We start from the raw sequence: 26,619 nt of genomic DNA, 5'->3' as shown, positions 1-26,619 counted from the left end.
CCTGAAAAGGAGGGCGCCATGCGTCTGCTGCTGCTGTGGATCCTGAACGCCGTCGCCCTGTTGGCGGTGACGTATCTGCTGCCCACCATCCAGGTGGCGGGCTTCGGCTCGGCGCTGGCCGCTGCGCTGGTGCTGGGTTTCATCAACACGCTGGTGCGGCCAGTGCTGGCGTTGCTCACGTTACCGATCACCGTGCTGACGCTGGGGATCTTCTATCTGATCCTGAACGGCCTGTTGTTCTGGCTTGCCAGTGCGCTGCTGCCCGGTTTTCACGTGCAGGGTTTCGTTTCGGCGATGGTCGGTGCGATCCTGTATGGCGTGATTGCCTGGGCGCTGTCCGCACTCATCCCCCATTCCAGAGGTTGAAGCATGACCGAACGCACATACAGCTTTGAATTTTTTCCCCCCAAGACGGCTGAAGGGGCGGAGAAGTTGCGCGCCACACGCAAACAGCTCGCGCAGCTCAACCCCAAGTTCTTCTCGGTCACCTTCGGTGCCGGTGGCTCCACCCGCGACCGCACCCTGGAAACCGTGTGCGAGATCCAGACCTCCGGCTCGGAAGCCGCACCGCATCTGTCGTGCATCGGCTCCACCGAGGAGAGCATCCGCGACATCCTCAACGCATACAAGAGCCAGGGCATCCGCCATCTGGTCGCGTTGCGCGGCGACCTGCCCTCCGGCACCATGGACGCCGGCGAATTCAACTACGCCAACGAACTGGTGGCCTTCATCCGCAAGGAAACCGGCGACTGGTTCGAGATCGAAGTCGCCGCCTACCCGGAAGTCCACCCGCAGGCGCGTTCCGCCACCGAAGATCTGGCCAACTTCAAGCGCAAGGTCGACGCCGGCGCCGACTCTGCGATCACGCAGTACTTTTTCAATGCCGACGCCTACTTCAACTTCGTCGAAGACGCGCGCGCGCTCGGCGTCGCCATTCCCATCGTCCCCGGCATCATGCCGATCGGCAACTACGTGCAGCTGGCGCGCTTCTCCGACGCCTGTGGCGCGGAGATCCCACGCTGGCTGAGGAAGAAGCTTGAAACCTACGGCGACGATCTGGCGTCGATCCGTGCCTTCGGCCTCGACGTGGTGACCGACCTGTGCGACCGCCTGCTGGCCGGCGGTGCGCCGGGCCTGCATTTCTACACCATGAACCAGGCGGGACCCAGCACTACCATCTGGCAGCGACTGGGTTTGTGATGTCCCCGGCTTGATGTTGTCGACAAGGCCCGCTGACTGCGGGCCTTGTCGTGCGTGCCGTGTCCTCTGTCCGAGGCGACGGGTAGAATCGCCCTCATCCCCGCTCCCGCTTCCTGATCATGAATGCCCTGTGGATCCTGATCCTGCTCATCCTGCTTTCCGGCATGTTTTCGCTCGCGGAAATGGCGCTCGCCTCCGCCCGCCGCGGTCGCTTGACCCAGCTTGCCGAGGCCGGCGACATGGGGGCCGCCAAGGCACTGGCCATCAAGGAGCATCCGAGCAGGCTCCTGGCCGCCAGTCAGACGGGGATCACCGCCGCCGCACTACTGATGGGGATCTATGGCGAGTCGGCTCTGTCCACGTCCATCGAATCGGCCATCCGGGCCGCGATTCCCGGCCTGGCCGAATGGCGTGAGTCCATTGCCTTCGGCGCCACCATCGTGATCGTCACGGCGGTTTCCATCATCCTGGGCGAGATCGTGCCCAAGCGGATCGCGCTCGCGCATCCGGAAAAGGTGGCAGCGTTTTGCGCGCCTTTCATGTCCTTGTTCATCCACTTGTTGTCCCCGGCAATCCGTTTTCTGTCCTTCGCTGCGGACCGTGTACTGGCCTTGCTACCGATTGAGTCAGCACCCGCGGTCACCAGCATCGAGGACATCCTGGCGTTCGTGGATGAGGGGGAGCGGAGAGGCACCATCGCGCCGGAGGAAAGCGAGCTGTTCGGCAACGTGCTGCGCCTGGAGGATTGGCGTCTCGCCACCATCATGACGCCCGTCGCGGACGTGGCCTGGCTGGATCTGCTCTCGCCCCGCGAGCACAACCTGCGCACCCTGAAGGAGGCACCGCATTCCCGCCTGCCCATCTGCAAGGGCGACCTGCAGCAGGTGATCGGCATTGCCGAAAGCCACGACATTCTCAAGGCCGCCATGGAAGGCGACATCGACTTCGCCGAACTGCCGCTCGCGCCACCCCTGTTCGTGCCGTCCAGTCTCACCCTCATCGACCTGCTGCGTACCTTCCGCCAGCAGCGCGCCAATTTCGCCCTGGTGGTGAGCGAATTCGGTCTTACCGAAGGCATCGTCACACTGGACGACCTGATGTATTCGCTGGTGGGCGACATGATGCCCCTGGCCGATGACACCGAAGACGCCCTGGCCGTACGCCGGGCCGATGGCTCCTGGCTGCTGGATGGCCTGCTGCCCATCGACGAGATGAAGGACCGGCTGGGGATTCGCCATGTACCCCAGGAATCGCTGGGCAACTATCACACGGTCGGCGGGTTCGTGCTGGCCTCGCTGGGCCGCATTCCGCGCAAGGCGGAGCGCTTCACCTGGGCAGACTGGGAGTTCGAAGTGGTGGATGTCGACCGCAACCGGGTGGATCAGGTTCTGGCGACACAGGTAGCGGAAAGCGCTACGACAACTGAAGAAAAATAAAAACCGGTTCGATACCGGTTTTTATTTTGAACACCTGCGTGGCTTACCGTGCCTGGATCAGTGCAGGCAGGCCTTGAGTGCCTTCAGACAATAGTCGACATTCTCCTGCTTGGCGGAATAGCCCATCAAGCCGATGCGCCAGATCTTGCCGGCCATGTCGCCGAGGCCGGCGCCGATTTCAAGGTTGAACTCAGTGAGCAGGCGGGCGCGGATCGCTGCCTCGTCGACGCCTTCGGGCACGTAAATCGAGTTGAGCTGCGGCAGGCGCGCGGACGCATCCACCACGTATTTCAAGCCCAGGGCTTCGAGACCGGCCTTGAGTTTTTCGTGCATGGCACGGTGGCGCGCCCAGGCGTTCTCCAGACCTTCTTCCTCCAGGATCACCAGCGCTTCGTGCAGACCGTACATCGGGTTGATCGGTGCCGTGTGGTGGTAGGTGCGCTTGCCGGCGGATTGCCAGTAGCCGAGCACGAGGTTGAGGTCGAGGAACCAGCTCTGCACGACGGTTGTGCGCGCCTTGATGCGATTGATGGCGCGCTCGGAGAACGAAACGGGCGACAGGCCGGGCGTGCAGGACAGGCATTTCTGGCTGCCGGAATACACTGCATCGATGCCCCATTTGTCCATATACAGCGGCGTGCCGCCCAGACTGGTGACGCAATCCATGATGGTGAGCGCGCCGAATTCCTGCGCGATCTTGCTGAGCGCCTCGGCGTCGCTTTGCGCGCCGGTCGAGGTTTCCGCGTGGACGAACGCCAGCATTTTTGCATCTGGATTCGCTTTGAAGGCGTCGCGCACTTTCTGCGGATCGACCGGTGCGCCCCAGGCGTCGTCGACGATCACCGGCACGCCGCTGGTGCGCTTGACGTTTTCCAGCATGCGCCCGCCGAACACGCCGTTGCGGCAGACGATCACCTTGTCGCCGGGCTCCACCAGGTTGACGAAACACATTTCCATCCCTGCCGAACCCGGTGCCGAGACCGGGAAGGTCAGCGCGTTCTCGGTCTGGAACGCCATGCGCAGCATGGACTTGATCTGTTCCATCAGGTCGACGAACGCGGGGTCGAGGTGGCCGATGGTCGGACGTGCCATCGCGTCGAGCACGCGCTGGGGCACGTCGGAGGGCCCCGGACCCATGAGGATGCGCTTGGGCGGAATAAAGGAAGCGGTCATAACCTTGTTCTCTTTGTGGAAAATGTCAACCAAAACAAAGGGTTGATTTTACGGGGAAACGACAGTGCCTGGAAATCAGGCAGGCGGCTCGCCCATCAGCGGCCGCATCGCGGTCAACAGGCTGTTGAAGATACGCGGATGCTGTTTCTCCTGTTCGGCCAGCATCTGTTTCATCGCGTAGCGCTGCTGCGGCTTGGCGAAGCAGGCCGGGCAGTTCTCGAAGATCACCGGCAAGCCGGAATCGGCGGCGAAGGCGCGGGTCTGGCGTTCGCGCGCATACGCGAAGGGCCGGATGATGCGCAGGTCGCCGGCGTCGTTCAGGTAATGCGGCGACATGGTCCGGAGCTTGCCGCCGAACAGCATCGACATCATCAGCGTTTCGGCGAGGTCGTCGAGATGCTGTGCCAGCGCGACGACGTTGCAGCCTTGTTCGCGCGCGACGCGATAGAGGATGCCGCGCCGCATGCGCGAGCAATAGGCGCAGTACGAGTCGCTGTCCTTGGTCAGCGTCTTCTGCGCCTCATCCAGGATGGGTTGCGATTCAAGGAAGTAGGGCACGCCGAGTGCGGCCATGTAGGGTGTGAGCGGCGAGGGATCGAACTGGTCGGACTGCGGATCGACCGTGCAGGCGAGCAGTTCGAATTTCACCGGCGCCTTCTGTTGCAGATGGTGCAGGGTATGCAGCAGCGACAGCGAATCCTTGCCGCCCGACAGGCCGAGCAGGATGCGGTCGCCTTCGCGGATCATGCGGAAGTCGCCGATGGCGCGGCCGGCCGCGGTGAGCAGCGAGCGCGCGGGTTTCACCCAGGCTGTATCCGTTCGTGCTGAGCCTGTCGAAGCATGGGCGGACACATAGCCTTCCACAGGCCTGTCCTGAGCCGGGTCGAAGGGCTCAGGCCGAACGGCGCTTACGTTCAAGTCCTGACTCATGCGGAAAACTGCAGCGCGTGCAGCTGTGCGTAACGGCCCTGCCGGGCGATCAGGTCGGCGTGACTGCCGACTTCGACGATGCGACCGCCTTCCAGAACGACAATCCGGTCGGCGCGTTCGATGGTGGACAGGCGATGCGCGATGACCAGCGTGGTGCGGTTTGCCATCAGTGCTTCGAGCGCGGCCTGCACGTGGCGTTCGGATTCGTTGTCCAGGGCCGAGGTGGCCTCGTCCAGGATCAGCAGCGGTGCGTTCTTCAGGATAGCGCGTGCGATGGCGATGCGCTGACGCTGGCCGCCGGACAGTCGCATGCCGTTCTCGCCGATCAGCGTGTCGAGGCCGTCGGGCATGGCCTGGATGAAATCCCAGGCATGCGCGGCGACGCAGGCGGCGCGGATCTCGTCGACCGTGGCGTCGCGTTTGTGGCCGTAGGCGATGTTGTGCGCCAGCGTATCGTTGAACAGCACCACGTCCTGCGACACCAGGGCAATGTGGCTGCGCAGGTTCTGCAGGCGGATGTCGCGGACGTCGAAGCCGTCGAGCTGGATCGAGCCGGAATCCGGGTCGTAGAAGCGCGGCACCAGATTGGCCAGCGTGGTCTTGCCCGAGCCCGACGCACCGACCATCGCCACTGTCTCGCCGGGGGCGATGTCGAGCGTGATGCCGGCCAGCGCCGGCACGGTCTTGCCGGGATAGGTCAGCGCCACGTCGCGCAGCGCCAGCCGGCCTTCGATGCGCTCGAGCGTGCGCGTGCCGCTGTCGCGCTCGGCGTCCTCGTCGAGCATGATGAATATGGTCTCGGCCGCGGCCAGCCCGCGCTGCAGCTGGTCGTTGACCGAGGTGAGCCGTTTCAGCGGCGCGAACAGCAGCAGCATCGCCATGAAGAAAGCGACGAAGCCGCCCACCGTGGTGGCGTTGTCGCTCGCCTGGTCGGCGGCGATGTAGACGATGATGGCGAGCGCGATCGCGGCGATCAGCTGGATCACGGGTTCGTACACCGCGTTGGCGGCGACGCGCTTCATCTCGAACAGTCGCGCCAGATTGGCCGCCGCGCGGAAGCGCGTCTGCTCGTAGTCCTCGCCGCCATACAGCTTGACCACACGGTGTCCGCCCACCGCTTCGTCGACCACCTGGGTGAGGTCGCCGATGTTCTGCTGCGCCTTGCGCGACAGGCCCCGTAACCGTTTACTTGCGACGCGCACCACCCACAGCGTGAGCGGCACCAGCGCGAACACGATCAGCGTCAGCTGCCAGTTCAGCCACAGCAGATAGCCGAGCAGCCCCAGCACCGTCACCGTGTCGCGCACCAGCGTGGTGAGCGAACTGGTGGCCGACTGCGTCACCTGGGTGACGTTGAAAGCCAGATGGGCGATCAGCTGGCCACTCGGGTTCTGGTCGAAGTAGCGCGTCGGCAGCGTCATCAGCTTGTCGAACATGGTGGCGCGCAGATCCATCACCAGGCGGCTGCCGACCCAGGCCATGCAATAGGTGCTGATGAAGCTGGTGATACCGCGCACCAGGAACAAGGCCAGCAACAGGATCGGAACCCAGCGGATGAAATCCTGATCCTTGGCAACGAAGCCCTTGTCCAGCAACGGCTTGAACAAGGCCGGCAGCATCGGCTCGGTGGCGGCGGTGAGGACCAGCGCGACGAGGGACAGCGCGAACATGCGCCAATACGGCTTTACATAGCCGAGCAGGCGGCCATATAGCACGCGGCTGTCGGGAGCGGGCGTCATGGCAGCAACAGGGTGGCGAGCCCGTGCAAGATGAAGAAGCCCATGCTGTCAGGGATGACAACGGGCCGTACCGACGCGCCGATGGCCGGATCGTGCTTCACGCGTTCCTGACTGATGTGTGGCGACGGGTTTTCGGGGTTTTCGGTCATGGGGTGGATATTAAAAAGCCCCGCGATTGTAACGCGCCATGGTTCGCTGGCGTCGATTCTGCCGGGATGAGCGCCTCCGGTTCGGGTTGCTGGCGGGATGGCATTTTGTCGCCTATTCGCGGTCTGAAGCCGTGCCTTGAACGAGTCGTCGAGCGTAGAATACGCGCCATGTCGGAACCCATCGATCAACGCCCGCGCGCGCAGAACCAGTTGGAGCAGCACCTCAGCGAGGTGCAACTGCTGCTCGCGCGCCAGCGGCGCGTCGAAGCCCTGGTGCAGAAGCAGGACATGCCGCGCCACGAACTGGTCGAAGGCCTGGTGCACCGGCAGCATCTGGTCGAACTGCACAACCTGCTGCGCCGACTGTCGGCCGGCGAGATCGCGCGGGTCATCGAGGCCTTGCCGGAAGAAGATCGACTTGCCGCCTGGCAGGAAGTCGAAGAAAACCGCTGCGAACTGGTCCTGGAAATCGTATCGGACGACGTGCGCGCCGAACTGTTGGGGGCGCGTCCCCACAGCAGCGCGCGCAACATGCTCTCGGCCTTCGAGTTGAAGAATGGCCGCCTGAGCCAGGTGCGCATCGACAGCCGCGCCGACCTGGCCAACGTCAACCCGATGTGGGTCGACCTCGTCGCGCCCACCGCAAGCGTGCGCGCCTGGGTAGGCGAGTTCTTCGAGCTTTACCTGCCCGACCCGGAAGAGGTCACCGACATCGAGGAAAGCGCGCGCTTCTACATCGACGACAACGATGCGGTGCACATGAGCTCGAACTTCCTGCTCGACAAGCAGGGCGATTCGCGCAACGTCCCGGTGGCCTTCATTCTCCACCGCAACATCCTGTTCTCGGTGCGCAACGAGGAACTGCCGGTCTTCCGCCTGCAGCGGCTGCGCGCCCGCACCCAGCCCGGTTATGTTTCCGACGGCAAGGACGTCCTGCTTGACCTCTATGGTGCCGATGTCGAATACTCGGCCGACGCGCTCGAGGACGTCTACGGCGAATTCGAGCGCGTCGGCCGCCAGGTGCTGTCGCCGCAGGTCACCGACGACGAAGCCGCCGAAATCCTCGCCGAGATCGCCAAGGGCGAGGACTTGAACGGCCGCATCCGCCGCAACGTGCTCGACACCCGCCGCGCGCTCTCCTTCCTGATGCGCGGCCGCCTGCTCACGACGGAGCAGCATGAGGACGCACGGCAGATCCTGCGCGACATCGAATCGCTCGACGGCCACACGTCCTTCCTCTTCAACAAGATCAACTTCCTGATGGATGCCACCGTCGGCTTCATCAACATCAACCAGAACAAGCGCGTGTCCAAGCTGACCGCGATTTCGGTCGTGTTCGTGCCGATCAACATCATCGCCGGCATCGGCGGCATGTCTGAATTCTCGATGATGACCGCCGGCATCCCGTGGCCGATTTCCTACGGCGCCTTCACGCTGGCGATGGGCGCGCTCGGTTTCGGCACCTATCACGCACTGCGCCATCTCGAACAGCGCAAGGCCCAGCAGACGCTCGCTGCGCGGCAGCGGAAGGAAGCCTGAGGGCGCCTTCTACGGATATTCGTTTCAATCAGTACGTCCGTTTTTGAAAAAAGACTGGGTTCGGTAGACGGCTCAAATCGACCCAATGCGGTCAGTCTGACTCGCCGAGTCTAACGTCGGGTTCTCGGCCGAAGCTGCCGGTTAGGCTAACCATGCCATATGTCGGATCTTCGGCCCTAAGCGGTCGACGCGCTGTTCAACGTTTGAAGTAACCGGCGGCCGCAAGCGGAAGAAGCACGCTCGTGGACGTCCGATTGACTGAAGGGTTAGGTTGTCAGCGCATCGCGGACGGCTGCGGCAATTGCGGTCAGTCGTGCCGGTGGCTTCATGCCTTCCTTTACAACGGTCGCGACCATCTCCTTCATATTCGCTGCGGTACGTGACACCTCAAATTCATGAGCAAAGACAATGGTTCCTTCTCCGGATCGAAGACACGTTCCGAGATACCGCTCGTCGAAACTTCGCGAAGTGCCAAATGCACGCGCGCGACCAGACCATCGAAGTAGATTCGAACGTAATCCATTTCGCGGCGGTCACCAGCCTCCAACTCCACAACCGTTCTCTCCAGCAGCGGGGCGCGGTTGTGCACGATTCCCTTGGAGATTATTTGGAATAACTGAACTGGATAATCACCAAAAGCACCAGGGTCCTTAGCGGAGACACGTCGCCGAAGATCTTCCATGAGTTCAGCTGGGAGCTGAACATCAGAGAACTCGGGCCGTTGACTTGCCGCGGAGCGCCAGACCACGCTAAGGAAAAAAAGCTGTAACTCCTTAGCGCGGGAGAATTTAACTACGCGATATGCTCGTTCATCAGGCTCGGCAAGAAGGTCACTAGTCTTCAGCCGGTTCTCAGGCCCCCAACTGCCCCAGATTAGTTTGTGCTCTCGAAGTACATCAATGGCAGGAGTGTCAATTTCTTCCAGTATGTCTTCGCCTACTCGCGTAACCAGTTCGTTGTCATACCAGCTAACAAATCTCCTTTTTACGCCGAGGCCAATACCGGTTTCAACGGCCTTCTGACCGTTGGTTGGAAGGCGAGTAAGTGCGGCAGGAATGATGTGTGACTTGACATAGGGGCCACGCGTCCCCGTAAGTCTGCAAACACCGAACTTCGGACCTTTGAGTAAATTCGGCATCGACGTCATTGGAGAACCTAACGTTGGAGGTAAGGGGTGCGGAGCCCGCTCGCCGGCGGAGCGTCCACTTGACCGAAGTGTTAGAAATGGCAAACAAGAGTGACATACTCCTTGCAGAACTTGATGACGTCCAATGTTGCTCGCCATTCCTTATTTTGCATGGTGCCGTAAAGATAAATGATTGGATTCATATATCTCTGAACACCTATTTCCTCAATATCAAACCTGACTTTCTGCGCGTGAATTATCTTGTTGCAGGCCTCTCGAATTTCTAAAGGGACACAATCAGCCATTGCCATATCTTTCTGCAACGTTCCGCAGTCAGAGCCAACAAGTTCAAACACTTTCCCTTCCCGATCATCGACCACACGCGCTGTAACTGCCAAGGACAGCAAAATTCTGGTGATTTCGTCAGCTTCTACTTCTTGGGTTTTGTAGATTGGGTCAAATCCCTCGCCAGGGAATTCCACGCAAAGCATTGCGAAATTTCGACTAGATAGAAAGATTGCAAGCAGACGGTGTAGCTCAACAATTGTGTTTCCTGTGTTCGGAAAATGGCCTTCCCTTTCTGGTAGCTGCTGAGGTATGAATTCAGACATGGCTGTAATTTCCAACAGTTAATATAGAGACCCATGGGGTCCAGACGTTTTTTATAAATAGACAGGTATTTTCGACTCAGCGCGGCACCTGCGCACTCCCCATATAGCGACTGATGACTGCAACGCGACGCTGATACGCGCGCGAGCTGCGGTGGTTCTCGTACCAGCGCGGGTTGGGCACCATCGCGGCCAGGCGGGCGGCCTGGTCGCGGCTGAGGTTGGCGGCGGAGGTCTTGTAGTAGCGGCGGGCGGCGGCTTCGGCGCCGTAGATGCCGTTGCCCCATTCGATGACGTTGAGGTAGACCTCGAGGATGCGGCGCTTGCTCCAGGTGGCTTCGATCATGAGCGTGATCACGGCTTCCTGGCCCTTGCGGATGAAGCTGCGCTCGCCGGAGAGGAAGAGGTTCTTGGCGAGCTGCTGGCTGATGGTGGAGCCGCCGGCGACGAGGCGGCCTTTCTTCAGGTTCTTCTCGACTGCGGTCTGGATGCCCTCGACGTCGAAGCCTTCATGGTTGAGAAATTTGGCGTCCTCGGCGGCGACGATGGCGCGCTTCAGATGGATGGAGATGTGGTCGTAGGGCACCCACTTGTGGCGCAGTTCGGCGTCGGGGTCCTTTTCCTGCTGGCGTGCCAGGCCCGCTTCCATGAAGGAGGTGGAGGCGGGGTTGTGATCGATCCACCACAGCACGTGCGCGAACAGCCACACCTGATACAGCAGTACCAGCGTGACCGCTGTTGCGACGCCCTTGCCGAACCAGCGCCATGCGGTGCGCATCATGTGCGCAGGCTCGCGATGACGGGCGCGGTGTCGGGGCGCACGCCGCGCCACAGATAAAACGCTTCGGCCGCCTGTTCGACCAGCATGCCGAGGCCGTCGGCGGTGCGCGCGCCGTGCGTGCGGGCGAAGTCGAGGAAGGGCGTGTCGCGTCCGTACATCATGTCGTAGGCCAGTGTGTCCGGGGTGAACACGCGCGGCGACAGCGGCGGCAGGTCGCCGGCGAGGCTGGCGGCGGTGGCGTTGATGACGAGGTCGAAGGGGGTGTCGGCCGCGTCGAAGCTGCATGCACGGACGCCGCGGCCGAACAGTTCGGCGAGTTCCTCGGCGCGACTGACGGTGCGGTTGGCGATGACGAGCGCCGCGGGCTGCTGGTCGAGCAACGGCTCGATCACGCCGCGCGCCGCGCCGCCGGCGCCGAGCAGCAGGACGCGTTTGCCAACGATCGTGCAGAGCAGGTTGCGAGTGAGATCGGCGACCAGCCCGGCGCCGTCGGTGTTGTCGCCGAGGATGCCGTCGGCGTCGAACATCAGCGTGTTGACCGCGCCGGCACGTTGGGCGCGCGGACTCAGTCGGCTGGCCAGCCTGAAGGCCTCCTCCTTGAACGGCACGGTGACGTTGGCGCCGCGCCCGCCTGCCGCGATGAACGCAGCGACGCTCTCCGCAAAGCCGTCGAGCGGCGCGAGGATGGCTTCGTACGTCATGTCCTGGCCGGTCTGGCGGGCAAACGCGGTATGGATCTGCGGGGATTTGGAGTGGGCAATCGGGTGCCCGAATACGGCGTAACGGTCGGTCATGGCGCGCTATTCTAAAGTGCGCCGATGAGATATGGATCAGCTTTGCGTCCAGGGCAGGCTTCGGTGTTTCCAGCCGTTGAGTTCGTTGCGGTGGCCGGTGGCCTTGTTGAGGTCGCCTTCGATGCCTTCCAGCACGTTGTAGCAACTGCCGCGTCCGGCCTCGGTGCAGGCAACGGCGGCACGGTGCGAGCGTTCGCCGCTGCGGCAAATGAAGAACAGCAGGGATTCCGGATCGGTGGCTTGGGCCAGTTGAATCAGAAAATGAGGATTGAGAACCCAGCCGGGCCAGGATTGCCATTCGACATGCATCGCCCCGGGGATAACCCCGTTGAATTCGAGTTCTGCATGGGAACGTACATCGATTAGACGACTTCCGGGCGTGATCTGCAGCAATTCGTGCGCTTCGTGTGGTAATAGCGCGCCGGCGAATGACCAGACATGCGCTTGGCTCCGATGATGGGCGGTGTCGAGCAACTCAGTGATGCGTCCCATGACGATGTCCTTTTATTTATTGTCAATTCAGTATATGAAACCCCTTGCCCGATGCAATTTGCACCACATTGGTGCACGAAATGGTTTTTGCGCATTGTTTTGGTGCGATAGAGAAAATGATGGCGCACTATCCCCTTGCTTGAGCCTTATGGCACAATGGCTGGCGCTCGATTTTGGGTATGGCACGGTTGCTGCTAACACCTTTTCTGTGTGACGTTTTGTGTGGCGGATTTGGGCCATATGCGGCGTCGTAATTCAATTCATTTCAGTTTGAGGAGATTCAGCATGGCCGTGGCCAATGTGATCAAGATGATTAAGGAAGGCGAAGTGAAATTCGTCGATCTGCGCTTTACGGATACGCGCGGCAAGGAACAGCACGTTTCGATTCCTGCCCGCATCGTGACTGAGGATTGGTTCGAAGACGGCCATCCGTTCGACGGCTCCTCGATCGCCGGCTGGAAAGGCATCCAGGCGTCCGACATGCTGCTGAAGGCCGATCCCGATTCGGCCTACATGGATCCTTTCTTCGACGAGCCCACGCTCATCCTGACCTGCGACGTAATCGAGCCGTCCGACGGCAAGGGCTACGAGCGCGATCCGCGTTCGGTGGCCAAGCGCGCCGAGGCTTATCTGAAGTCGACTGGTATCGCCGATACTGCCTACTTCGGTCCCGAGCCCGAGTTCTTCATTTTCGATTCCATCACCTGGCACGACAACATGTCGGGCTGCGGCGTGCAGATCAATTCCGAGGAAGCCTCCTGGTCGTCTGCCGAGAAATTCGAGAACGGCAACACCGGCCACCGTCCCGGCGTCAAGGGCGGCTACTTCCCCGTGCCCCCGGTCGACAGCCTGCAGGACATCCGTGCCGCCATGGTGCTGGCACTGGAAGAAGCCGGCATCCCGGTTGAAGTGTTCCACCACGAAGTGGCGACCGCCGGCCAGTGCGAAATCGGTACCCAGTTCAGCACGCTGACCAAGCGTGCCGACTGGACCCAGACGTTGAAGTACATCGTGCAGAACGTCGCCCACGCGTATGGCAAGACCGCGACCTTCATGCCCAAGCCCATCGTCGGCGACAATGGTTCCGGCATGCATGTGCACATGTCGCTGTGGAAAGACGGCAAGAACCTGTTCGCGGGCAATGGCTATGCCGGTCTGTCCGAACTGTGCCTGTACTACATTGGCGGCGTGATCAAGCACGCCAAGGCGCTGAACGCGATCACCAACCCGTCGACCAACTCGTACAAGCGTCTGGTGCCCGGCTTCGAAGCGCCCGTGATGCTGGCCTACTCTGCACGTAACCGTTCGGCTTCGATCCGTATTCCCATCGCCGCCAGCGAGAAGGCCCGCCGCATCGAGACCCGCTTCCCGGATCCGACCGCCAACCCCTACCTGTGCTTCACTGCGCTGATGATGGCCGGTCTCGACGGCATCCAGAACAAGATCCACCCCGGCGATCCGTCGGACAAGGATCTGTACGACCTGCCCCCGGAAGAAGACGCGAAGATCCCGAAGGTCTGCCACAGCCTGGAAATGGCACTGGAAGAGCTGGACAAGGATCGCGAGTTCCTGACCCGCGGCGGTGTGTTCACCAACGACATGATCGACGCCTACATCGCCCTGAAGATGGAAGAAGTCACCAAGTTCCGCATGACCACGCACCCGGTCGAATTCGCAATGTATTACTCGCTGTAAACACAGGACGTGTGCAAATAATAGGGCGGCTTCGGCCGCCCTTTTTTTCGATGTGCCTACTGGCCGGGCCGTTCCGGGATCAAGATTGGCCGGCCGATGTCCGTTAGCAAACGGGTACGCTACACTCAGCCCTATGCCCATCGCCCGTCTGCCCTTCCTTCTGTGCCTGATACTGGCTGCGCCCGCGCAGGCGGAAATCTACAAATACGTCGATGAAAACGGCCAGGTGACATTTACCGATGTCTACAAGAAAGGTGCCAAGCGCGTCGACCTGCCCGGTGCGCCGGCACAGCTGCCGGCCAGAGGCAAAGCACCCAGGCGGGCTGCCTATACGCCCAGCCCGGCGGATTTTCCGCGTATCGATCCGGGCACCCAGAAGCGGCGCGACGATATCCGGCGCCAAGTGTTGCAGGATGAATTGTCCAGCGAACGCCGCAATGCCGATGAAGCGCGCCGTCAGATGACGCTGGGCGAACGCCTGCAGCCGGGTGAGCGTGCGACCGATGCCACTTATCTCGATCGCGTGAGCAAACTCCGGACGACGGTGCAGCAGCACGATCAGAACATCACCTCCATCCAGCGCGAACTGGCCAATCTGAAGTAAGGCGCCTGCATACGCATTCAAGACGACGCCCTGCGCCAGCCCTGCCCCACCGCAACAACCGGCCATGGCTATCGAACCGCTAAAGCGGTAACAACCACGCGCCACCCGCGAGGGGCAGGCCGTGGTTGTAAGAAGCTGAAGCTTCAATAACCACGCTCTGGCACAATCAGTGCTTCATCCGAGTGCATGAGCATGCCGCCGTTCTCGCCTACCGATTATTCAGGACTGGATTACCTTTCCACCGGCACCATGATTCTGGATGCCGGGCGCCGCATCATATACGTCAATCCTGCAGCCGAGACCTTGCTGGGCGTATCGGGCGCCCTGCTGCTTGGGGATGATGTCATGTCGGTGTTCGAGCGCAGCCCCGAGTTGCTTGCCGCGGTCCAGACAGCATGTACCCAGCAGGAAACCGTCATCGAATACGAGCTTGACGTGGTGGTGAGCGGCCACCCGCCGATCCGGCTGAGTTGTAGCGTGTCGCCGCTGGACAAGCCTCAGGACGCCGTGCTGATCGAAATGCGCGCGGTCGATCCGCATCTTCGTATTGCCCGGCTGGAACAGGCGCGCCTGCAACAGGAAGCCAACCGCGAACTGCTGCGCAACCTCGCACATGAAATCAAGAATCCGCTCGGCGGCATCCGCGGCGCGGCGCAGTTGCTGGAGCATGAATTGCCGCGCGAATCCTTGCGCGAATACACCCAGGTCATCATCAAGGAATCCGATCGCTTGCAGTCGCTGATGGAGCGGCTGCTTACCCCGCATCGCATGCCCCGTTTTGGTGCGGTGAATATTCACGAGGTCCTGGAGCGGGTTCGCAGCTTGATTCTGGCTGAAACCCCGAGCATGTCGCTCCGCCGCGACTACGATATTAGCCTGCCCGAAATCCGGGCCGATGCCGAGCAGCTGATTCAAGCGACGCTCAATATCGCACGCAATGCCGTGCAGGCGATGCATGGCCAGGGTGAGATCATTTTCAAGACCCGGGTGGCGCGGCAGATCACGCTGGAAAGCCGGCGCTACCAGCTCGGCATGCGCGTCGAGATCATCGATAACGGCCCGGGTATACCCGAAGAGATCCGTGAACAGATTTTCTTTCCGCTGGTGTCCGGGCGCGAAGGCGGCAGCGGCCTCGGGCTCGCCGTTGCGCAGACGCTGGTCGCGCAAAACCACGGCACTATCGATTGCGAAAGCCGTCCCGGCCGTACCGCGTTTTCCATTTTTCTTCCTTTGCCTGGCTGAACACTATGTCGAAATCAAGCTGCGTCTGGATCATTGACGACGACCGCTCCATCCGCTGGGTGCTCGAAAAAGCCCTGCTGCGCGAAGATATCGCGTGCATGACTTTCAGTTCGGGCAGCGATGCGCTGCGCGAACTGGAACGCAGCACGCCCACCGCCGTGCTGTCCGACATCCGCATGCCGGGGGTGAGCGGCCTGGAATTGCTACAGGCGCTGAAGGAGCGGCTGCCTAAGGTGCCCGTCATCATCATGACGGCATATTCCGATCTCGACAGCGCGGTGGCGGCCTTCCAGGGCGGCGCATTCGAGTACCTGCCCAAGCCTTTCGACGTCGACCAGGCGCTCGAACTGGTGCGCCGCGCGCTGGCGGAAAATGCGAGCCGGGACGTGCCTGCCAGCAGCGATGCGCCGGTGCCGGAAATTCTCGGACAGGCACCTGCCATGCAGGAGGTGTTTCGCGCCATCGGGCGACTGGCGCAGTCGCATGCCACCGTGCTGATCACGGGCGAATCGGGCAGCGGCAAGGAACTGGTGGCGCGTGCGCTGCATCGTCACAGCCCGCGTGCCGGCGCGCCGTTCATCGCGCTGAATACTGCGGCCATCCCCAGGGATTTGCTGGAGTCGGAACTCTTCGGTCACGAGCGCGGCGCCTTCACGGGCGCGGCGGCGCAGCGGCGCGGCCGTTTCGAGCAGGCCGACGGCGGCACGCTGTTTCTGGACGAGATCGGCGACATGCCGGCCGAGTTGCAGACCCGTTTGCTGCGCGTGCTGGCCGACGGCCAGTTTTACCGGGTCGGTGGGCATACGCCGATCAAGGTCAACGTGCGGGTGATCGCCGCCACCCATCAGGATCTGGAAGTGCGGGTGCGCGAGGGATTGTTCCGCGAAGACCTGTTTCACCGCCTCAACGTGATCCGCCTGCGCCTGCCGGCGCTGCGCGAGCGGCGCGAGGACATTCCCCTGCTGGTGCGCCATTTCATGCAGAAAAGCGCGCGCGAACTGGGTATGGAGACCAAGGGCGTGTCGGACGCAGCGATGAAGACACTGGTCAATCTGCCCTGGAGCGGCAACGTGCGCCAGCTTGAGAATGTCAGTCATTATCTGACCGTGATGGCGCCCGGCCAGGTGGTCGAGGTCGGGGATCTGCCGGCCGATCTGATGCAGGGGACGGTCGAGCCAAGCGGCGGCGACTGGTTGCAGGGACTGGCCGCCGAAGCCGGCGCGCGGCTGGCGCGCGGCGAAGCGGCGATTCTGGATGATCTTACCCAGGCCTACGAAAAGACGTTGATCGAGGTGGCGCTCCGCCACACCGGTGGACGCCGGATCGAAGCGGCGCATCTCCTCGGTTGGGGACGCAATACGCTCACGCGGAAAATCCATGAGCTGGGGATGGATGCGGAATCCGAAGGCGGCGAGCCGAAATAGCCATCCGCTTGACGGGCGGAGTTCACGCAACAAAAAAGCCGACCTGGGTCGGCTTTTTTGCGGAGGCGCATAGAGTAGATCAGGCGGCCTGGGCTTCTTCCAGAAGCTTCTGGATTTCGCCTTTCTGGTACATCTCGATCATGATGTCGGAGCCGCCGATCAGCTCGCCCTTCACATACAGTTGCGGGAAAGTCGGCCAGTTGGCGTAGTACTTCAGGTTTTCGAAAATTTCCGGGTCGGCCAGCACGCTGACCGCCAGAAAATCCTTCACGCCGCAGGCTTGCAGCACTTGCGCCGCGCGCGACGAGAAGCCGCACTGCGGAAACTGGGGCGTGCCTTTCATGTACAGCACGACGGTATTGTTGGTGACTTGGTCACGGATGCGGTCGAGAGGGGTCATGGGAGCTCCTGGACAATACTTGACTGGAATAGTCGGGAATTATACGCTCGGCGAAACCGGCGTCAAGCTGGTTTCTCGTTTCGCTGATAGGGACTGACGAAGGCTTTGTGAAGCAGATGCGGGATCAGCAGATGCACGGGCATGCGCAGCCAGTGGGCGCGCACGAAAGCGGCCAGACGCGCGGCTGGCGTGAAGCGGTCGGCGCAGCTTGCATGGTCGGGCGCGAGAACCCGTGTGAAGATGCAGTCCATCAGGGCGAGGGTGAGGCGATGTGGCTTGTCGCGCTCGAGGGCCGCGATTGCACTGTCGGGAATCGGCGTATCGAGAAAATAGCGTAGATAACGCAGCGCATAGAACAGCGAACGGCCCAGTTGCAACTCGTTGGCGCGCGCCGTCAGTCGCGGCCAGAAATCGGGGTTGGCAGCGGCATCGCGCAGCAACAGGTCGAGGTCGGTCAGATCGCGCAGGCCGTGCGGCAATTCGCCGTCGTGAAATACGTGGGTGGCCGAATGCAGGATGCGATCTTCCGTCGCCAGCACTTGGACGCCAGGCATGTCCTCCACTGCGATGGCACGGCTGCGCAGAGTGGCGGAATCCGGGTGATAACGTGCCGTATCGGGCAGGATGGCGTGATGCACGTCGATCACCGTGGCACGGATGGCATGTTGCAGCGGCGGGATCTCATGCATCCAGCGGCGGTAGTAGCGCTGGTCGTAGTCCGACAGCAGGGTCGGGTGCCAGCCAGCAAGCATGAGTGCGGCTTCGACCGCGCCGAGTTGAGCCCGCGGGACCAGGATATCGATGTCGTTGAACAGGCGTCCGCTTGCCGCAGGCAGATTGGCCATGACGTAGGCGCTGCCTTTCAGGAGAATGAAGGGGAAGGCCAGACCTTTCAAGGCGGTTCGGATCTTGTCCACTTCCCAGCGCACGGCCAGTTGCTGCTTCGCGGCCAATGTGGCCGCCGCATCAAAATGCCAGCGTGCGACGGCCGGGATGGTTTCGGTCAGCTGGTGTCGGGCCAGAACGTGTCGAACACGCGCCAGCAGGCCGGCACTCCGTGCCTGCCGCACCAGCAGGTCCCATTCGCCCATCGAAAAGCGCGTGACGGAATCGGGCGAACGCAAGGTGCAACTGAGCAAATCGCGGGACCTGGATTTCATGAATTTCACGCAGCCCGGCGTTCGGCCAGGCGATCGAAAGCGGCGACTGCCTCGCTCAATGCGCTGTAGCGGAAATCGTAGCAGTGTGCATGGTCGATCAGCGTGGTGCCGACGCGAAAACCGTCCGCGCCCAGATGGCTGTAGTTGAATGCATTCTCTGCCAGAAACATGAAGGTCTCGGCCCGGGAACGGGGGGTCAGTTGTGTTTCGGCGCCGGCTTCCCATTTGGGAAAAATCACCCAGCCGGGGCGGGCCGGTTCATGCTGGCGCAATACGCTGTCCCGGGGAGGGCGCATGTGTGCAACGGAGCCTTTGGCGGTGTCGTGGGAGACGCGATTGATGAAGGCTTCAGGGCTGAACTGGCGGATGACATCGATCGATTGGTTTTTCAGGCTGACGGGGCGCGGCAACGCATGGAGCAGGCCTGTCCTGCGATCGATCAGGGTCAGCTCGTCGGAAAGCAGGCGCCAGCCCGACAACACCAGTCCTGCGGTCAGGGTGCTTTTCCCCGAGCCGGGCGGCGCCGGAAGAATGGCTGCCAGGCCATTCTTCTCTACTACGGCGGCATGAATGATCAGGTAATGGTGCGCGTGCATTGAGACGCACCAGTTCAGACCCCATTCCAGCATGGGGTAGGCCTGGTCCAGCGGGAGCGGCTTGAAGGGCTGGGCGCCATCGAAGGAAAAATTGACCTGGGGCCGGAACCAGCGCCGCAGGCGGGAAGGGGGGTTCAGTTCGACATGGAAATCCGCAAAAGCCTGGTGCGCGCTGCGCACTTCAAATTGGCCATAGAGCTCAGTCAGCCCCTCGGCGACGCGCGGCAGGCGCGAACGGATCCGGAGCGAGAAAGGGCCGGTGCGCAACCATACGCCATTACCGGCGAGCTGATGCCGCAAATCGGACGGAGAGAGCTGGAGCAGTTTCATGGTGTTTCCAGCAGGCCGATCCGACGCAGGCTTGCGAGCGCTTGATCCGTTTGATGGACGAGATCCGGGCCCGGCTCGAGTGATAGCCGGGAAGCCAGGGTGCCATGCAATTCGTCCAAAGTCATGCCCGGATTGTCCTGGACCAGCTGGAACAGCGTTACGTTGAACGGAGCGAGATAGTGTGTGTCGCCGGATGCCGTATCGAATACAACAGCTTCCTGTTCAAAGGATTTGATCTGAAAACGTGCCAATCGTGTTTGACGGGAAGCGTATTGGAGGAAAGCTCAGGTCATACGGGCATGGTGGTCTTGAGGTAATCCACGATCTGCGCCGAATTCCATTGTACGTTGGCTGTGGGCTCGAAGTAGCCTTTGCTGACCCATTCGTTCCAGATGCCGATCACGTCCGTTTCCGAGAGGACCGGAGTTAAACCGGCTTTGGCATTCAACAGTGCGGCAACGATATGCGCACCCAAATTGTCAGGGTCGGTCAGCCCCCAAGGGTTGGAACCATTGCTCAGCATCAGAACCTGCATTAAGGAAAGCGAGGTATTGGGCGTGCCGGGCTTGCCATCGAGATCCGCCATGAACTGGGTGCCGGAAAAAAGCGGGTGGAACAGGGTGCCGCCTTTCCAGTTCTGGACCAGGTTACAGCTATTCCCCGCGTTGCAGCTCCCGGGAAGATAAGGCGACGGCCAGGATCCTGAATGCGTTTTCCAGTAACCCGGCGTCCTGCCGCTACACAGCGTAGGCGTGCCATGCTGGCTCAGATTGCCGGAAACGGCAGCTGAAGGCGACATGCACTGGTCGGTCGCCAATACGGGGCGACTGGCCAGCGTGAAAATGGCGGATACGCCCAGTGCGGCTCCCGCCAGCCTTCGACGTGAGGGATTGATTTCGCTGTTTGGCACTGCCTCGGGCGAGGTGTCTGGAGTTTCGGGTGTGTGGTCGGACATGTCAGGCCTCGATAATCATTCTGGATTCTGTCCCCGGAAAATACAGCAAGAATCGCACCAATGTACGTCATTCCTGCCTGAATTGCCCATCTTATGCTGTCTGCCGGCCTATCGGGCGTGCCCTGGCTTAGGACGAGTGTAAATTATTCCGACAAGATCCCCCCGCTGACACGGCAGATGCCGGACAGATCCGGCCAGCTTTGCGGATGGGAGAATCCCGTGGCTTGGAGCAAGGCTCGGACGGCATTTGCCTGATCGTACCCATGTTCCACCAGCAGCGCGCCGCCGGGCTTGAGGTGTTCGGGTGCCGCCGCGATCAGGTGGCGCAGGTCGGCCAGACCGTCCGGACCCGCTGCGAGCGCGGAAAGCGGCTCGAATCGCACATCCCCACGCGCCAGGTGGGGATCGGCGGTGGCGATATAGGGCGGGTTGCCGACAATGAGGTCGAAGCGGCGTCCGGTCAGTGCAGAAAACCAGTCGCTGGTCAGAAACTCGACAGGTGCGTTGAGGATGCTGCCGGTGTGTGTCGCGGTGGCGAGCGCGGCAGCGGAGCAATCCACGGCGGTCACGCATGCAAGCGGTCGTTCCAGTGCCAATGTGATGGCGATGCAGCCGCTGCCGGTGCCGAGATCGAGGACCGTTACTGCCAGGTCGTCTGGCATGTGCGCCAGGGCTCGTTCCACCAACAATTCGGTATCGGGCCGAGGGATCAGGACGTCGGGCGACACGCGAAAGCTGCGGCCGTAAAACTCGCGCATGCCGGTGAGATAGGCGATTGGCTCGCCTGCCAGCCTGCGCGCGAGCAGTGTCCCGAATTGCGTAATTTGCGCTTGGACCGGCAGGTCGGTGTCGTGCGCGATCAGCCAGGCAGGCGCTACGCCCCAGGCAAACGCGGCGAGCACGCGTGCTTCCAGCCGCGCTTCGCGCGTTTCCAGTCCGAGCGTCGCGCCAATGCGTGTTGTGGCGTCGTCGAGCAGGCTGGCGACGGTCATCGCCTCGCGTGTCATGCGTCACCCCTCGCCGGACAGCGTTGCCAGCAATTCGGCCTGATGTTCGGCCGCCAGCGCATCGAGCAGTTCGGTGAGATCGCCGTCCATTACCGCGTCGATCTTGTACAGCGTAAGGTTGATGCGATGATCGGTAATGCGGCCCTGAGGGAAGTTGTAGGTCCGGATCCGATCGGAGCGGTCGCCGCTGCCGATCAGGCTCTTGCGAGTGCTGGCTTCAGTGGCGTGCTGCGCCTGGATTTCGCGATCCTTCAGGCGTGCCGCCAGTACGCTCATCGCCTGGGCGCGGTTGCGGTGCTGGGAGCGGTCGTCCTGGCATTCGACCACCAGGCCGGTGGGCAGGTGGGTGATGCGTACTGCGGAGTCGGTCTTGTTGATGTGCTGGCCACCGGCGCCCGAGGCGCGGAAGGTGTCGATGCGCAGGTCGGCCGGGTTGATGTCGACTTCGCCGACTTCGTCGGCTTCCGGCATCACGGCGACGGTGCAGGCCGAGGTGTGGATGCGGCCCTGCGATTCGGTTTCGGGCACGCGTTGCACGCGGTGGCCACCGGATTCGAATTTCAGACGCGAGTAGGCGCCTTGCCCAACGATGCGGAGGATCGCTTCCTTGTAGCCCCCGACTTCGCCGGGGTTTTCCGACACGATTTCGACCTTCCAGCCCTGGCGCTCGGCGTAGCGCGTGTACATGCGCAACAGGTTGCCGGCGAACAGCGCCGACTCGTCGCCGCCGGTGCCGGCGCGGATTTCCAGAAAGATGTTGCGCTCGTCGTTGGGATCTTTCGGCAGTAGCGCAGTCTGCAGTTCAGCTTCCAGTTGCCCGATTTTCGTTGCGCAATCTGCGAGTTCCGCTTCGGCGAGTTCGCGCATGTCCGGGTCGGCAAGCATCTCGCTGGCGGTTTTCTGGTCGGCCTCGGCTTGCTTGTATTGGCGGTAAAGCGCCACCACCGGGCTGAGGTCGGCATGCTCGCGGGTGAGCTTGCGATAGCTTTCCATGTCGCCGGCGATTTCCGGCTGCGACAGCAAGGCGTCGAGTTCCTCGAGCCGCTCGTCGGCGCGAGCGAGCTTGTCGGCCAGCGAGGCTTTCATTCGTGGTGCAGCCCGTAGAGTTGGCTGATGAGGCGGACCAACTGGTCGCGTTCGGCGCTGTTGGCGTGATTGAGCGCGTGGGTGGGGGCGTGCAGCAGCTTGTTGGCGAGCGCATGACTCATCGCGTCGAGTATCGCACGCGGGTCGCCGCCGCGCGCCAGCGCCTTCTCGGCTTTCTCGATTTCGTGGCGGCGATGGCGTTCGGCATTGTCGCGCAGCGAACGGATCAACGGCACCAGTTCGCGGCCTTCCATCCAGTGCACGAAGTTTTCCACGCTGGTTTCGATGATGGCCTCGGCCTGCGCGACCTGCGCCACGCGATTGTCCATGCCCTCGCGCACGACCTGCCCAAGGTCGTCCACGCTGTAGAGGAAGACGTCGTCCATGTCGGCGACTTCAGCTTCGACGTCGCGTGGCACTGCGAGGTCGACGATGAAGATCGGGCGGTGGCGGCGCTGCTTGATTGCACGCTCCAGCATGCCCTTGCCGAGGATGGGCAGCGGGCTTGCGGTGGAGGTGATGATGATGTCATAGGCGGGCAACTCGTCGGGCAGCGAGGTTAGCGGGATCACCTCTGCATTGAAGCGTTCGGCCAGCGGACGGGCGCGTTCGGTCGTGCGGTTGGCGACAGTCATGCGGCGCGGGTGTTGCGCAGCAAAGTGGGTGATGCACAGCTCGATCATCTCGCCGGCGCCGATGAACAGGCAGGCCTGGTCCCGGATGCTGGGGAAGATGCGTTCGGCGAGCCGCACGGCGGCGGCGGCCATCGACACCGAGTTGGCGCCGATTTCGGTACTGGTGCGCACTTCCTTGGCGACCGAGAAGGTACGCTGGAACAGCTTGTGCAGCAGCAGGCCGAGGGTGCCGGCTTCTTCGGCGGCCTGTACCGCCTGTTTCATTTGTCCGAGGATCTGTGTCTCGCCCAGCACCATCGAATCGAGACCGGCCGCGACGCGGAAGGCATGTTGCGCTGCCTGCTCACGTGGCAGCGTATACAGATAGGGCGCGAGCTCGCGGCGGTCGATATGGTGGAAATCGGCCAGCCATTGCGTCACTTCGTCGGGGGAAGGTGTGTTGACATACAGTTCTGTGCGGTTGCAGGTCGCCAGGATGGCGACTTCGGACGCGCGCTGGCTCTGCGTCAGTTCATGCAGTGCCTGCACCAGCTTTTCGGGGCCGAACGCCACCTGCTCGCGGATCGCGAGGGGTGCAGTGTGATGGTTGACCCCGAGGGTAAGAAGCTGCATGACGGCAGATGGCCGAAAAATGAAGACCGCTATTTTACTTTACCCGTCGCCTAAGCGGCGCGTGCGGGGCGGGTGTTCAGATCGAAGCGCAGGCGATCATAGTAGCGTCCGCGATAGAGCAGACGACGGTGGCCGGGAGAATCGGAGAATCCGTTCCGGGTGTGCAGCACGTTGTTGCAGATGAGCCCCATGCCGGGGAGAAGGCGGGCAGTGAGAATGTATTCCGAGCCGGCGAGTATGTCGGCTAGCGCCCTGACGGCGGCCTGCGTGATCGCGTCGCCCTTCCACACAATAGAGCGGGTGCGTGCGGTATAGCGCATGCTGAGAAAACCCTCGTCGGGATCGACCGCGAACACCGGGCCGCTCTGTTCCGGGCGGGCGACGTTGTCCTCGTCCATGCGTGCAGGGATGGTCATCGCGTCGGGTTGCATCAGTGCGGCAACATAATCGGGATTGGCATCGCGCAACTGGATGTAGGCGATTTCGTGGTCGAGCAGGGCGTTCTCGCCGCCGGATTCGGCATCCTGCACGCAATGCAGCGTCATGCCGAGAATGCGGCGGTCGAGCGCGTTGTAGTAGCCGTCGGTATGCCAGTTGATCGGTTTGTGGGTATAGGGAATGAAGTCGCCGCGCACGCTGCCGCCTTCGTCGCTGGCAGGGGTGATGCTGGAAAGTCCGTCTTCATCGGCCAGGTAGTTGCCTTCGAGGCGGACAAGGCCGAGTTGTTGTGCCAATCGATGCGGGATCGACTTGTCGGCAGCAGGCAGGTGCGGTGCGCTGTAGATGGCCATGTTGGCGCGCGCGCAGCGCGCCTCGATCGCGTCTGTTTCGTCCGCGCTGAGATGGCGTGGATCGGCCAAGGGCACGACCAGTTCGTCGGTGCTGCGCGGATAGGCGGCGAGCTTGGCATCGCGCCAGACGCGGTAGCCGCTTTCGTTGCCCAGATCGAAAGGCGAGTTCGCCATGTTGCGCCTTATTCCGGCGGCAGCATGTCGGGCGAGCCAAAGCCGCGCTTGACCGGCGCGTCGGACAGCAGCCCCTTGAAGCTCTTGCGCACTGTGCCCATCATCTCGGGCATTTCGATATCCATGATCTGATCCATGATCCAGGTTTTATCGCTGTCGCCCATTTCGTCACGGATCTGCAGGCCGAGGAATCGTAATGCGGGGAAGCTGGCCTTTTCGTCGTCGGGGAACTCGAACTCGGCGTAATCGTTGAAGCGACGGTTGAGGAAATCGATGAACTCGGCCTTGAAGTTGCGGCCGGGATCGGGACCGACCACGCTGATGATGTTCTCTTCCATTACTTCGCCGAGCCGGTTGGCGACGGCCTGCAATACTGCGGTGCGGCGTTCGGGCGTCAGCGTTGCGTAGGCCATGCGGTCGCAGTAATGCACCAGAAAGGCGAGAAATTCGGCGATCAGCTTGAAGCCACGCGCTGGCGTGATGATGTCGTAGTTCTCTCTGCCGAGGTTGTCCACGGCCTTGTCGGCGACACGCCAGGTGGTGGTGGCGACCGCTGTGGCGATCTCTTCGGCGCTGCGCTCGCCGTCCTTCTTGAACCAGACAGTTTTGACGCGGATGGGCATGGCCATGATTATTCTCCTGTGGCGACCGGGCGGGCGGGATCGATGATCCACTCGCTCCACGAGCCCGGGTAAAGCCGTGAACCGGGAAGGCCGGCGATTTCCATCGCCAGTACGTTATGGCAGGCGGTGACGCCGGAGCCGCACATGTGGATGACTTGCCAGGCCGGTTTGCCTTTCAGCAGGGCCTGGTAGTTCTCGCGCAGCGCCTCGGGCGGCAGGAAGGTTCCGTCCACATCGAGATTCTCGTCGAACGGGTAGTTGATGGCACCCGGCACGTGGCCGGCCACCGGGTCGAGCGGCTCGAACTCGCCGGAGAAGCGGCGATCGGGACGGGCATCGAGGATGAGTTGTTCGCCGGTTTGTGAGGCGCGCATCACCTCGTCTGCCATCACGATCTGTGTGGGTTCGGGCAGGCAGGCGCACGCGCCCCTGTGCGGCGCAGGGATGTCGGCGTCGACCGGGCGCTTTTCGCGCAACCATTTCGGGTAGCCACCGTCCAGCAAGGCCACGCCCGGATGGCCGAGCCAGCGCAGCATCCACCACAGCCTGCCGGCCATGGCGCCGTAACTGTCGTCGTACACCACGACCTGCTTGTTGACACCGACGCCCCACGCGCACAGCTTTTCGGTCAGGACGTGGGGATCGGGCAGCGGATGGCGCCCCGTGGTTTCGCTTACGGGGGCAGCAAGGTCGTCGTCCAGATGCACGTAGCGTGCACCCGGGATATGTGCTTTCTCGTACGCTTGGCGACCAGCCTCGATGTCAGTGAGGGTGAAGCGGCAGTCCAGAATGACCCAGTTCGGATCGTTCAGATGTGCGGCCAGGTCTTCAGTGGTAACGAGGGTATTGGAAAACATGGTTGGGGCTGTGAGAGGGGCCTGGGGAAAAACGGGCAGCGCGAAATACGCTGCCCGTTTTGGTGTCGCTTCTGATGGATATCAGTAGCCGCCCTTGCCGTAAGGCTTGGTCAGACCGGCAATGCGGGCCGACTGACGTGCGGGCTGGTTGGGGAAGAGCTCATACAGCTTTTTCTTCCAGTCGGTGCCCGGGTGCAGTTCATCCATTTCGGCAAGCATATTGCGGAAGTTGGGGGTAGAGCCGTCTTCCTTGTACTTCTCGCGCATGAAATTGATGACCGTCCAGTGATCATCGGTCAGCGTGATTTTTTCAGCCGCGGCGATGACGGGGGGGACGTCGTCGCTGAAATTGGCTTCCAGCAGAAAGTCCTCTTCACCGGTTTCGAGCTCTTCGCCATTTACAACATAAGACATGCTTTCTCCTTTCAGGTTGATCAAGTTTAAAGATTCGCCGGAATGTC

General features: G+C 62.0%; 29 protein-coding genes. 8 read left to right on the top strand and 21 right to left on the bottom strand.

All coding sequences use genetic code 11. From position 1 onward, the window contains the following. Nucleotides 1–18: 18 nt before the first annotated feature. The 3 genes from B058_RS0104320 (at nucleotide 19) to B058_RS0104310 (ending at nucleotide 2,636) form a co-directional block, all read left to right on the top strand. Entirely contained in the window at nucleotides 19–366 is a 348-nt protein-coding gene (locus B058_RS0104320; protein ID WP_018507252.1) for a phage holin family protein, read from the top strand. A gap of 3 nt (nucleotides 367–369) precedes the next feature. Next, nucleotides 370–1,200 (top strand): methylenetetrahydrofolate reductase [NAD(P)H], encoded by an 831-nt coding sequence (metF, locus tag B058_RS0104315; protein WP_018507251.1) that lies wholly within the window; start codon nucleotides 370–372, stop codon nucleotides 1,198–1,200. A 119-nt stretch (nucleotides 1,201–1,319) separates the two neighbouring features. Beyond that, nucleotides 1,320–2,636 (top strand): hemolysin family protein, encoded by a 1,317-nt coding sequence (locus B058_RS0104310; RefSeq protein ID WP_018507250.1) that lies wholly within the window; start codon nucleotides 1,320–1,322, stop codon nucleotides 2,634–2,636. A gap of 57 nt (nucleotides 2,637–2,693) precedes the next feature. On the opposite strand, the gene B058_RS0104305 is transcribed toward B058_RS0104310, so the two are convergent. From B058_RS0104305 to B058_RS17770, 4 genes are all read right to left on the bottom strand, one after another. Beyond that, on the bottom strand, nucleotides 2,694–3,809 hold the full coding sequence (locus B058_RS0104305) for a pyridoxal-phosphate-dependent aminotransferase family protein (RefSeq protein ID WP_026240631.1): 1,116 nt from the start codon (nucleotides 3,807–3,809) through the stop codon (nucleotides 2,694–2,696). Between the two features lie 75 nt (nucleotides 3,810–3,884). Continuing rightward, nucleotides 3,885–4,613, bottom strand: a complete 729-nt coding sequence (locus B058_RS0104300; protein ID WP_018507248.1) for a tRNA 2-thiocytidine(32) synthetase TtcA — start codon at nucleotides 4,611–4,613, stop codon at nucleotides 3,885–3,887. A gap of 122 nt (nucleotides 4,614–4,735) precedes the next feature. After that, complete coding sequence (msbA, locus tag B058_RS0104295; RefSeq protein ID WP_018507247.1) at nucleotides 4,736–6,478, bottom strand: lipid A export permease/ATP-binding protein MsbA; 1,743 nt, start codon at nucleotides 6,476–6,478, stop codon at nucleotides 4,736–4,738. After that, complete coding sequence (locus B058_RS17770; RefSeq protein WP_018507246.1) at nucleotides 6,475–6,627, bottom strand: hypothetical protein; 153 nt, start codon at nucleotides 6,625–6,627, stop codon at nucleotides 6,475–6,477. The genes msbA and B058_RS17770 overlap by 4 nt, the downstream gene beginning before the upstream one ends. Nucleotides 6,628–6,795: 168 nt before the next feature. Here B058_RS17770 and B058_RS0104285 point away from each other — a divergent pair, with 168 nt between their 5' ends. Then, nucleotides 6,796–8,166 (top strand): magnesium and cobalt transport protein CorA, encoded by a 1,371-nt coding sequence (locus tag B058_RS0104285; RefSeq protein ID WP_018507245.1) that lies wholly within the window; start codon nucleotides 6,796–6,798, stop codon nucleotides 8,164–8,166. A 361-nt stretch (nucleotides 8,167–8,527) separates the two neighbouring features. Here B058_RS0104285 and B058_RS16430 read toward each other — a convergent pair whose 3' ends face one another. The 5 genes from B058_RS16430 to B058_RS0104255 form a co-directional block, all read right to left on the bottom strand. Continuing rightward, entirely contained in the window at nucleotides 8,528–9,304 is a 777-nt protein-coding gene (locus tag B058_RS16430) for a hypothetical protein (RefSeq protein WP_169335075.1), read from the bottom strand. Between the two features lie 80 nt (nucleotides 9,305–9,384). Next, nucleotides 9,385–9,903, bottom strand: a complete 519-nt coding sequence (locus B058_RS16425; RefSeq protein ID WP_040723288.1) for a hypothetical protein — start codon at nucleotides 9,901–9,903, stop codon at nucleotides 9,385–9,387. 76 nt (nucleotides 9,904–9,979) lie between these two features. Beyond that, entirely contained in the window at nucleotides 9,980–10,678 is a 699-nt protein-coding gene (gene mtgA / locus B058_RS0104265) for a monofunctional biosynthetic peptidoglycan transglycosylase (RefSeq protein ID WP_018507241.1), read from the bottom strand. After that, nucleotides 10,678–11,475, bottom strand: coding sequence for a shikimate dehydrogenase (aroE, locus tag B058_RS0104260; protein WP_018507240.1), 798 nt, complete (start codon nucleotides 11,473–11,475; stop codon nucleotides 10,678–10,680). The genes mtgA and aroE overlap by 1 nt, the downstream gene beginning before the upstream one ends. Nucleotides 11,476–11,511: 36 nt before the next feature. Then, on the bottom strand, nucleotides 11,512–11,967 hold the full coding sequence (locus tag B058_RS0104255; RefSeq protein ID WP_018507239.1) for a rhodanese-like domain-containing protein: 456 nt from the start codon (nucleotides 11,965–11,967) through the stop codon (nucleotides 11,512–11,514). A 285-nt stretch (nucleotides 11,968–12,252) separates the two neighbouring features. Between B058_RS0104255 and glnA the strand changes: the two genes are divergently transcribed. The 4 genes from glnA (at nucleotide 12,253) to ntrC (ending at nucleotide 16,932) form a co-directional block, all read left to right on the top strand. Then, nucleotides 12,253–13,662 carry a type I glutamate--ammonia ligase gene (gene glnA, locus B058_RS0104250; protein ID WP_018507238.1) on the top strand — a complete coding sequence of 470 codons (1,410 nt, stop codon included), beginning with the start codon at nucleotides 12,253–12,255 and terminating at the stop codon, nucleotides 13,660–13,662. 133 nt (nucleotides 13,663–13,795) lie between these two features. Further along, nucleotides 13,796–14,266 carry a DUF4124 domain-containing protein gene (locus tag B058_RS0104245; RefSeq protein ID WP_018507237.1) on the top strand — a complete coding sequence of 157 codons (471 nt, stop codon included), beginning with the start codon at nucleotides 13,796–13,798 and terminating at the stop codon, nucleotides 14,264–14,266. Between the two features lie 186 nt (nucleotides 14,267–14,452). Beyond that, a complete protein-coding gene (gene glnL / locus B058_RS0104240) occupies nucleotides 14,453–15,508 on the top strand; it encodes a nitrogen regulation protein NR(II) (RefSeq protein ID WP_018507236.1) in 1,056 nt (351 codons plus the stop codon). Nucleotides 15,509–15,513: 5 nt separating this feature from the next. Further along, nucleotides 15,514–16,932: a nitrogen regulation protein NR(I) gene (gene ntrC, locus B058_RS0104235; RefSeq protein ID WP_018507235.1), complete on the top strand. Its 1,419-nt coding sequence runs from the start codon at nucleotides 15,514–15,516 to the stop codon at nucleotides 16,930–16,932. Nucleotides 16,933–17,011: 79 nt separating this feature from the next. Here the strand turns inward: ntrC and grxD are convergent, their stop codons facing one another. From grxD to B058_RS0104175, 12 genes are all read right to left on the bottom strand, one after another. After that, the gene (gene grxD / locus B058_RS0104230) at nucleotides 17,012–17,332 is read right to left on the bottom strand and encodes a Grx4 family monothiol glutaredoxin (RefSeq protein ID WP_018507234.1); all 321 of its coding nucleotides are present in this window, start codon (nucleotides 17,330–17,332) and stop codon (nucleotides 17,012–17,014) included. A gap of 62 nt (nucleotides 17,333–17,394) precedes the next feature. Continuing rightward, on the bottom strand, nucleotides 17,395–18,492 hold the full coding sequence (locus tag B058_RS0104225; RefSeq protein ID WP_026240629.1) for a nucleotidyltransferase domain-containing protein: 1,098 nt from the start codon (nucleotides 18,490–18,492) through the stop codon (nucleotides 17,395–17,397). A gap of 5 nt (nucleotides 18,493–18,497) precedes the next feature. Then, nucleotides 18,498–19,418 carry an HprK-related kinase A gene (locus B058_RS0104220; protein ID WP_018507232.1) on the bottom strand — a complete coding sequence of 307 codons (921 nt, stop codon included), beginning with the start codon at nucleotides 19,416–19,418 and terminating at the stop codon, nucleotides 18,498–18,500. Continuing rightward, a complete protein-coding gene (locus B058_RS16420) occupies nucleotides 19,415–19,669 on the bottom strand; it encodes an HPr-rel-A system PqqD family peptide chaperone (RefSeq protein ID WP_018507231.1) in 255 nt (84 codons plus the stop codon). Before B058_RS16420 ends, B058_RS0104220 begins: the two co-directional genes overlap by 4 nt. Before the next feature lie 38 nt (nucleotides 19,670–19,707). Continuing rightward, nucleotides 19,708–20,373: a hypothetical protein gene (locus B058_RS17765; RefSeq protein ID WP_157265503.1), complete on the bottom strand. Its 666-nt coding sequence runs from the start codon at nucleotides 20,371–20,373 to the stop codon at nucleotides 19,708–19,710. 143 nt (nucleotides 20,374–20,516) lie between these two features. Further along, a complete protein-coding gene (prmC, locus tag B058_RS0104205; RefSeq protein WP_018507229.1) occupies nucleotides 20,517–21,380 on the bottom strand; it encodes a peptide chain release factor N(5)-glutamine methyltransferase in 864 nt (287 codons plus the stop codon). A 3-nt stretch (nucleotides 21,381–21,383) separates the two neighbouring features. Further along, nucleotides 21,384–22,466, bottom strand: coding sequence for a peptide chain release factor 1 (gene prfA, locus B058_RS0104200; protein WP_018507228.1), 1,083 nt, complete (start codon nucleotides 22,464–22,466; stop codon nucleotides 21,384–21,386). After that, nucleotides 22,463–23,713: a glutamyl-tRNA reductase gene (hemA, locus tag B058_RS0104195; RefSeq protein WP_018507227.1), complete on the bottom strand. Its 1,251-nt coding sequence runs from the start codon at nucleotides 23,711–23,713 to the stop codon at nucleotides 22,463–22,465. Before hemA ends, prfA begins: the two co-directional genes overlap by 4 nt. A 50-nt stretch (nucleotides 23,714–23,763) precedes the next feature. Next, nucleotides 23,764–24,678, bottom strand: coding sequence for a TauD/TfdA family dioxygenase (locus B058_RS0104190; protein WP_018507226.1), 915 nt, complete (start codon nucleotides 24,676–24,678; stop codon nucleotides 23,764–23,766). Between the two features lie 8 nt (nucleotides 24,679–24,686). Next, a complete protein-coding gene (locus B058_RS0104185; protein WP_018507225.1) occupies nucleotides 24,687–25,307 on the bottom strand; it encodes a hypothetical protein in 621 nt (206 codons plus the stop codon). Between the two features lie 2 nt (nucleotides 25,308–25,309). Beyond that, nucleotides 25,310–26,158, bottom strand: coding sequence for a sulfurtransferase (locus B058_RS0104180; RefSeq protein WP_018507224.1), 849 nt, complete (start codon nucleotides 26,156–26,158; stop codon nucleotides 25,310–25,312). An 81-nt stretch (nucleotides 26,159–26,239) separates the two neighbouring features. Then, complete coding sequence (locus B058_RS0104175) at nucleotides 26,240–26,572, bottom strand: TusE/DsrC/DsvC family sulfur relay protein (protein WP_018507223.1); 333 nt, start codon at nucleotides 26,570–26,572, stop codon at nucleotides 26,240–26,242. Between the last annotated feature and the right edge of the window lie 47 nt (nucleotides 26,573–26,619).

The organism is Thiobacillus thioparus DSM 505, assembly GCF_000373385.1.
GTDB lineage: Bacteria > Pseudomonadota > Gammaproteobacteria > Burkholderiales > Thiobacillaceae > Thiobacillus > Thiobacillus thioparus.
This window is presented reverse-complemented; position numbering and strand designations above follow the sequence as displayed.